This is a genomic window from Nocardia violaceofusca NBRC 14427 (assembly GCF_963869435.1).
Classification (GTDB): domain Bacteria; phylum Actinomycetota; class Actinomycetes; order Mycobacteriales; family Mycobacteriaceae; genus Nocardia; species Nocardia aobensis.
Map to the genome: position 1 here is coordinate 101,311 of NZ_CAWMPM010000028.1, position 6,544 is coordinate 107,854.

At 68.4% G+C, this 6,544-nt stretch carries 9 protein-coding genes; 4 read left to right on the top strand and 5 right to left on the bottom strand.

Annotated features, from left to right (window positions below):
* Positions 1–113: 113 nt before the first annotated feature.
* Both AC5592_RS23360 and AC5592_RS23365 read right to left on the bottom strand, forming a co-directional pair.
* On the bottom strand, positions 114–1,091 hold the full coding sequence (locus tag AC5592_RS23360) for a quinone oxidoreductase family protein (RefSeq protein WP_036505967.1): 978 nt from the start codon (positions 1,089–1,091) through the stop codon (positions 114–116).
* 39 nt (positions 1,092–1,130) lie between these two features.
* Positions 1,131–2,009 carry a helix-turn-helix transcriptional regulator gene (locus tag AC5592_RS23365; RefSeq protein ID WP_232329508.1) on the bottom strand — a complete coding sequence of 293 codons (879 nt, stop codon included), beginning with the start codon at positions 2,007–2,009 and terminating at the stop codon, positions 1,131–1,133.
* Between the two features lie 142 nt (positions 2,010–2,151).
* Here AC5592_RS23365 and AC5592_RS23370 point away from each other — a divergent pair, with 142 nt between their 5' ends.
* Together AC5592_RS23370 and AC5592_RS23375 are read left to right on the top strand one after the other, a co-directional pair.
* Positions 2,152–2,835, top strand: coding sequence for a lysophospholipid acyltransferase family protein (locus tag AC5592_RS23370; protein ID WP_063065426.1), 684 nt, complete (start codon positions 2,152–2,154; stop codon positions 2,833–2,835).
* Positions 2,836–2,920: 85 nt separating this feature from the next.
* Positions 2,921–3,568: a hypothetical protein gene (locus AC5592_RS23375; protein ID WP_063065427.1), complete on the top strand. Its 648-nt coding sequence runs from the start codon at positions 2,921–2,923 to the stop codon at positions 3,566–3,568.
* Between the two features lie 22 nt (positions 3,569–3,590).
* Here AC5592_RS23375 and AC5592_RS23380 read toward each other — a convergent pair whose 3' ends face one another.
* A complete protein-coding gene (locus tag AC5592_RS23380; protein ID WP_036505962.1) occupies positions 3,591–4,487 on the bottom strand; it encodes a LysR family transcriptional regulator in 897 nt (298 codons plus the stop codon).
* Positions 4,488–4,558: 71 nt separating this feature from the next.
* Between AC5592_RS23380 and dapA the strand changes: the two genes are divergently transcribed.
* Positions 4,559–5,437, top strand: a complete 879-nt coding sequence (gene dapA / locus AC5592_RS23385; protein ID WP_063065428.1) for a 4-hydroxy-tetrahydrodipicolinate synthase — start codon at positions 4,559–4,561, stop codon at positions 5,435–5,437.
* Positions 5,438–5,480: 43 nt separating this feature from the next.
* Here the strand turns inward: dapA and AC5592_RS23390 are convergent, their stop codons facing one another.
* Together AC5592_RS23390 and AC5592_RS23395 are read right to left on the bottom strand one after the other, a co-directional pair.
* Complete coding sequence (locus AC5592_RS23390) at positions 5,481–5,684, bottom strand: hypothetical protein (RefSeq protein ID WP_036506051.1); 204 nt, start codon at positions 5,682–5,684, stop codon at positions 5,481–5,483.
* Between the two features lie 78 nt (positions 5,685–5,762).
* Positions 5,763–5,996 carry a BldC family transcriptional regulator gene (locus tag AC5592_RS23395; RefSeq protein WP_051025198.1) on the bottom strand — a complete coding sequence of 78 codons (234 nt, stop codon included), beginning with the start codon at positions 5,994–5,996 and terminating at the stop codon, positions 5,763–5,765.
* Between the two features lie 222 nt (positions 5,997–6,218).
* On the opposite strand from AC5592_RS23395, the gene AC5592_RS23400 reads away from it, so the two are divergent.
* On the top strand, positions 6,219–6,544 hold a 326-nt coding region (locus tag AC5592_RS23400; RefSeq protein WP_063065429.1), incomplete at its 3' end, for a DUF4229 domain-containing protein.

The following is a 6,544-nucleotide window of genomic DNA, read 5'->3' on the forward strand; positions in this document are numbered from 1 at the left end:
GCCGCGACCGCAAACGGCGACCCGTGACCCGCCACCCGCGCACCGTGGCCCGCACACCACCCACCGCGACCAGCGACCCGCGCACCGACGGGAATCCGCACGTCGCCCCGGCGTCATCCCCTCGCCGCCGCCAATACTATTTTGCCTGTGCTGGAACCTGATTCGATGCGTCGATGCGCCTCGACAACCTGGTCGAAGGGCAGGGACTCGACCTGGACGCGAAGCGCCCCGCGGGCGGCGGCCTCGACGGCCCGGCGCAGCGCCGCTCCGGCGTCGGCGGGGTAGGCGGCGGCGAAGGCGGCGAGATTGAATCCGGAGACGGTTTTGTTGGTGAACCACAGCTCGTTCGCGGAAACTCCGACGTCTTCGGCGCCGGAAGCGTTGCCCATCACGATCATTCGGCCCAGCGGGCGTAGCCGGTCCAGGCTCGCACGACGGGCCGGGCCGCCGACCATATCGACCACGATGTCGAACTCACCTGCGCCGGAGATGTTCTCGCGCAGGATCACCTCGTCGTAGCCGAAGGACCGAGCTACGTCGATCTTCTCGGCGCTGCCGACGCTGCCGACCACCCGGCCCGCACCGAGCAATCGTGCGGCCTGGCCGAGCTGGCTGCCGACGCCGCCGGCCGCCGCATGGACCAGCACACTCTCGCCGGGTTCGATCCGCGCCACGCGATCGAGAACGAGAAAGGCGGTGGTGCTGTTGGACGGCAACGCCGCCGCGATATCGAGGCTCAGGTCGAGGCCGTCGAGCGGTGCGACCACGGCGGCGGAGGTGACCACGACCTCGGCGTAACCGCCACTGTCGACGATGGTCAGCGCCGCGACCGGCTGCCCGACCGTCAGGCCCGTCACGTCCGGTCCGACGGCACGGATCCGGCCCGAGACCTCGATACCCGGCACGAACGGCAACGGCACACCGACCACGCCCTGCCGGTACAACACCTCGGCGAAGTTGGCTCCCGCGTAGGCGACGTCGATGGACACCTGGCCCGGGCCGGGTTCCGGGATGTCGACGGTGGCGGGCCGCAGTACCTCCGCCGGACCGAATTCGGGGATGGTGATCGCCCGCATCTGTGCATTGCTCATGAGGATGATCCTCGGCGCGCGGCAGGCGAGGAGGCAGTGTCAGCTCATCCTGGGTGTGAGACCACCAGGCTGCAACAGCCGTTCCAGGCGTTCGGCGGTGTCGGTGCCGGGGCGCGGATTGTGCAGGATCAGGTGGTGGCCGGGGTGGTCGGGCACCGGGAACAATGTGGCGTCGAAGATCAGCAAGCCCACGTCGGGATGTTCGACGGCCTTTACCGCGACGCTGTGTTCGGCGGCGTCGTGCCGGGCCCAGAGCTCGGCGAACTCCGGGCTGACCTGCGCGAGATCGGTTGCGATGCGGTCGAATTCGGGATCGTCGGGATAGCGGGCGGAGTCGGCGCGGAACCCGGCCGCCACGCCCGGCGCATTCTCCGCCCACTGCTGGTGCAGGACGCGGTAGCGGGCATTGGTGAAGTAGGACACCAGGCAGTTGTGGTCGGTGTCGCCGTAACCGAACACGCGGCGGGCGGCGTCGTTGACGGCGGTGAAATTCCAATGCCGGTCCCGGATGTATCCCGGGCGCGGAGCCCATGCGTCCAGCAACGCCTGCATCTGTGGAGAGGCCGGGACCGACGGCGCGGCCTCGCGCTGCGGAGGATTGAGGCCGGAGAGGCGATACAGATGTGCGCGCTCGGCCTCGTCGAGCAGCAGCGCGCGGGCCACGGCGTCGAGCACCTCGCCCGAGACCTTTATATCGCGCCCCTGCTCGAGCCACGTGTACCAGGACACGCCGACCCCGGCCAGCACGGCGACCTCTTCACGCCGCAACCCGGGAGTGCGCCGCCGCCCGGCCTCCGGCAGTCCCACCTCGGCGGGCGTGAGCCGTTCACGGCGGCTGCGCAGATATTCGCGCAGCTCCGCCCGCCGCCGATCCCGCGCGCTCGTACCGCGCGGATCGTCGTTCGTGCTGATACTCACTCGTCCACGATAGTGAGGTGGCGCAGGTGCTGATGGCTCGAGCCCGAATCAATCGTGCAAACCTCGTCGGACAACAGGGCCCCGAACATGTCGGTGCCCCGTGGGAGAATCGAGTTCGTTCGGTGGGAATCGGGGGGTTGAAATGAGCGAACAATCAGGGCGTCGGCGCGAACGATCCGGGCGTCGGCCCAAGGGGTTGGGCAAGCGGGCATGGCTCACCACGCAGTTCGTGCGGCGGATTCTGCGCACGCTGGCGTGGTCGAACTTCGTGCACGTCACCGTGGTGGGGCGAGAACTGGTGCCGAAGGCGGGTCCGGTGATCGTGGCGAGCAACCACATCTCGATGCTGGACGCGGTGTTCCTGTGGGGTGCGTTGCGGCGCAGGGCAATTGCCATCGCGATGGCCGAGTTGTGGTCGTGGCCGGTGGTCGGGTGGTTGGTGCGGCGACTGGGTCATATTCCGGTGGTGCGGCGCGACAGTGTGTCCGGACAGTCGGCGATGGCACAGGCGGAACAGATTCTGCGGTACGGCGGGGTGTTGATCATCTATCCGGAAGGGCGGCTGGTCGCATCGGGCGACACCGAGCCGTACAAGCCGGGCGTGGCGAAACTGGCTCTGGCGACCGGAGTTCCGATCGTTCCGGTGGGCACCACGGGCACCGACCGAGTGCTGCCGATGCGCCGCAATCGAGGCGACGGCCCCGCATTCGACCGCCGCCAGCAGGTGCGCATCCATTTCGGCACGCCCATCGATCCCGCGGAGTTCGACGATCCGGAGAAATTACTCGATCACCTGCGCCGCCGCATCGAAGACCTGCGGGAATAAGGTCGGCGGCCCCCAGGTGCCGAAGGTCGCGCCCTGCCCTCCCGTATGGTCGGGATGTGGCCATTCCGGAAGGAACCGAGCTCCGATGACCGCGGTCCGCGTGTGGTACGCCGCTTACGGATCGAATCTGTTCGAGAAGCGGTTCGCCTACTACCGGGCGGGCGGCAATCCACCGGGCACCCCGCGTCTCTACGGGGGTTTCCGCGATCCCACGCCGCCCGCGCGGAATTGCCCACTGTCACTTCCCGGATGCGTGTATTTCGCAGGGCAGAGCCCGGTGTGGAGCGGGGGTGTGGCGTTCTATGCCCACCGTCCGCCGATGGACTGGCCGGTCGGCGCGGCGGCGCGGGGTTACCTGCTGACCGTCGGTCAGTTCAGCGATCTGATGGCTCAAGAGATGCACCGGCAACCGGGACACGGGCCGGTCTTCGACCCCGAGGAGGTGGTTCGCCGCGGCTCGCTTCAACTCGGCGAAGGCCACTACGAAACGCTCTGGCATGTGGACGACGTCGACGGCATCCCGGTCCTGACCTTCACCGCCCCGGACAGCCCGCTGACCGTCGATCTGACCAAGCCGTCCGCACGGTACCTCAGCATGCTGGCCGGCGGTCTCGGCGAATCCCACGGCTGGCCTCCGGACCGCATACTGCGCTACCTGTCCGACCTCCCGGGCGTCCGAGATTTCTGGGATCCCGAAGAACTCCGAACGGTGGTCGACGGCCGGGGCCTCTGACCGGCCAGAGCCTTCGAGCAGTTCAGGTGAGTTCGTCCACCGGCGGGATGGTTCCGGTGGTGGCGTGCAGGGCCGTGCGGGCGGCGGAGATGGTGGGGTGGGTGCGGGTGCCGGCGCGGTAGGCGATCCGAGTGCGGCGGCGGATGGGGAGCGGGGTCAATTCGATCGGGGTGGTGTCGGTTTCGGGATGCAGGGGTATCGCGAGCTGCGGAATGAAGGCGACGCCCTGGCCGGCGGCGACCAGGGCGAGCACCGTGCCGAAATCGTCGGAGCGGTGGCGGATACGAGGAACGAAACCCGCTGCCTCGCATGCTCTTACGGTCATGGTGTGGCAGAGGGTGCCGGGTGTTCCGGAGATCCAGGCCGCCTCGCGGTAGGCGGCCAGCGGCTGGGTGGTGCGGGCTGCCAGGTAGACCGGTTCCTCCAGGAACGGTTCGGTCTCCAGGCCGGCCTCCGGTTCGGCGGGCACGTAGTCGTACTCCTGGATGAGTGCGATATCCAGCGCGCCGGCGCGCAGTGCCGCGGGCACGGCCGCCGGATCCAATTCCGTCACATGCAGTTCCAAGCGCGGATGAGCACGGCTGAGCGAGACCAGTGCATGCGGCAGTATCCGCTGCACGGCGGTGGGGAAGGCGCCGATGTGCAGGGCGCCGGTGAGTTCGGCGGTGGCCAGTTCGGCCTCCGCCTGCTCCAGGATCGCGAGGACCGATTCCGTGTGCTCCACCAGGCGGCGCGCCGCCGCGGTGAGGGTGACGCGGCGGCCGCTGCGTTCCAGTAGCGTGACCCCTGCCTCGCGTTCCAGCGCGGTGAGCTGCTGGGATACCGCCGACGGGGTGTAGGACACGGCCTCGGCGACCGCAGCAATCGTTCGGCGATGGGCCAATTCCCGCAACAGCCGTAGGCGGCGTACATCGAGCATAAGTTCAGCTTAATCTCGACGGAAGATTTGTGAACTGGACCTGAATCAACGCCTAGACGAGGGTAGGTGGCATGACGTTCAGCGGTCTCTTCGTTCCACTCGTCACGCCGTTCACGGCGGACGGCGAGCTGGCCTGCGACGCTCTGGGCCGGCTCGCGCACGACGTCCTCGACGCGGGTGCCTCCGGCATCGTCGCCCTGGGCACCACCGGCGAGCCGGCCACCCTGACAGCGGAGGAGAAGCGCCGGGTCGTCGACATCTGCGCCCAGGTCTGCGCCGAGCGTGACGCGCCGCTGATCGTGGGCACCGGCTCCAATTCGACGGCCGATTCCGAGCTCGCGCTGGCCGCGCTGGACGAGCGAGTCGCGGCGGCGCTCACGGTGGTCCCGTACTACACGAAACCCTCGCAGCGCGGCGTGGTGGAACATTTCCGGCGGCTCGCGCAGCGGAGCCCGGTGCCGCTGCTGATCTACAACGTGCCGCATCGGACGGGTCGGCCGCTCGATCCGGAAACATTGACCGAACTGGCCGAACTGCCGAACGTCGCGGGGTTCAAACATGCCGTGGGTGTCGTGGACGAGACGACGGTCGCGTGGCTGGCGGCGGTCGGTGACCGGACGACGGTGCTGTGCGGCGACGACCTGTACGCGGCGCCGCTGCTGGCGATGGGCGCGCAGGGAGCCATTCTGACCTGCTCGAATGTGGCGCCCGCGGCCTATGCGGAGTTGATCGCGGCCTGGCGGGACGGACGGATCGAGGCGGCACGAAAAATCGGCAACCGGTTGGTCGAGCTGGCGCGGGCGCTGTTCGCCGAGGCCAACCCGACCGTGGTCAAAGGGGTGCTCGCCGCGCAGGGCCGGATACCGAGCGCGCATGTGCGCCTGCCGCTCCTGCCCGCGTGCGCCGATTCGGTCTCGGCTGCGCTGGCCACCGCGGGCTCCATCGGCTGATCAGCCGCGCCTGCAAGCCATCTCACGGGTGAGGATATGCGCGTCAGTGATCCGTGCCCGGGTCGCCGTCGCGATGTTGGCGGGAGATCCGCCACAGGAATTCGGGGTCGTCATCGGGGCCCACGACTCGACGTCGCTTCTCGGGCCCCCGTCCGATGCCGATCCGGGGCGCATGCTCCGGTCCGAACGCTTTCCAGCACAGCACCGCGACAGCCACGACCGCGATGAGTGCCAACAGGTACGCCACGTCGCTCACCTCCTGACATCGAGGGTAATCCCGTGGACGTACCTGTCGCACTGTGACCGCGAGAATGAGCCCTCGAACTCAGGGGCGGGTCGCCTCGGTGGTCAGCGACTTCAGCAGCTGCATTACCTCCGATTCACGGAAGCGGCGATGTCCGCCAGGGGTGCGCAGCGAGCCCAGCCGTCCGGCATGTGCCCACCGAGTGACCGTTTTCGGATCGACGTGGAACAGCGCCGCCACCTGGCCCGGGGTCAGGAGGGCCTCCTGGCCGTTGACGGAACCCAACGTGCGGCTCGCCGCGGTGATCGCAGTCATTCGCAAACCTTTCCGTAATCGACAGATCCCTCATCAGATAGCGACATCGTTGCACCCGGACCCCCAGGTGTTCGAACGATCTAACGTTGGTAAAGGGGAAGTAATAGACAAAACGGATATACGTACGGCTGAGTACGTCGCGCCGGCGAACATCCGGCGATCGAATGCGGCGGGACCCGGGCAGGTCGGAACGGGTGCGGCGGCGTCGCCTACCCTGGTCGTGTGAGTGAAGCATCCCGATCCGACGACGCCGCGAGCGATCGGGCCCCGGCCTCGGCGGGTCGGCGGCTTGCGCGCAACCTGGCGCTGTACACCCTGGCCCGGCTGGCCCTCGTCGCCGTGATCGCCGTGATCATCCTGGTGGTGGCGCACGTGGTGAACGTCGACATCCCGCTGATCGTCGCGCTGCTGTTCGCGCTGATCGTGGCGATGCCGCTGTCGCTGGTCCTGTTCAAGCGGCTGCGGGCGCGCGTGAACGAGGACATCGCGGCGGTTGACGAGAAGCGCCGCAACGACAAAGCGAACCTGCGAGCTCGCCTGCGTGGCGA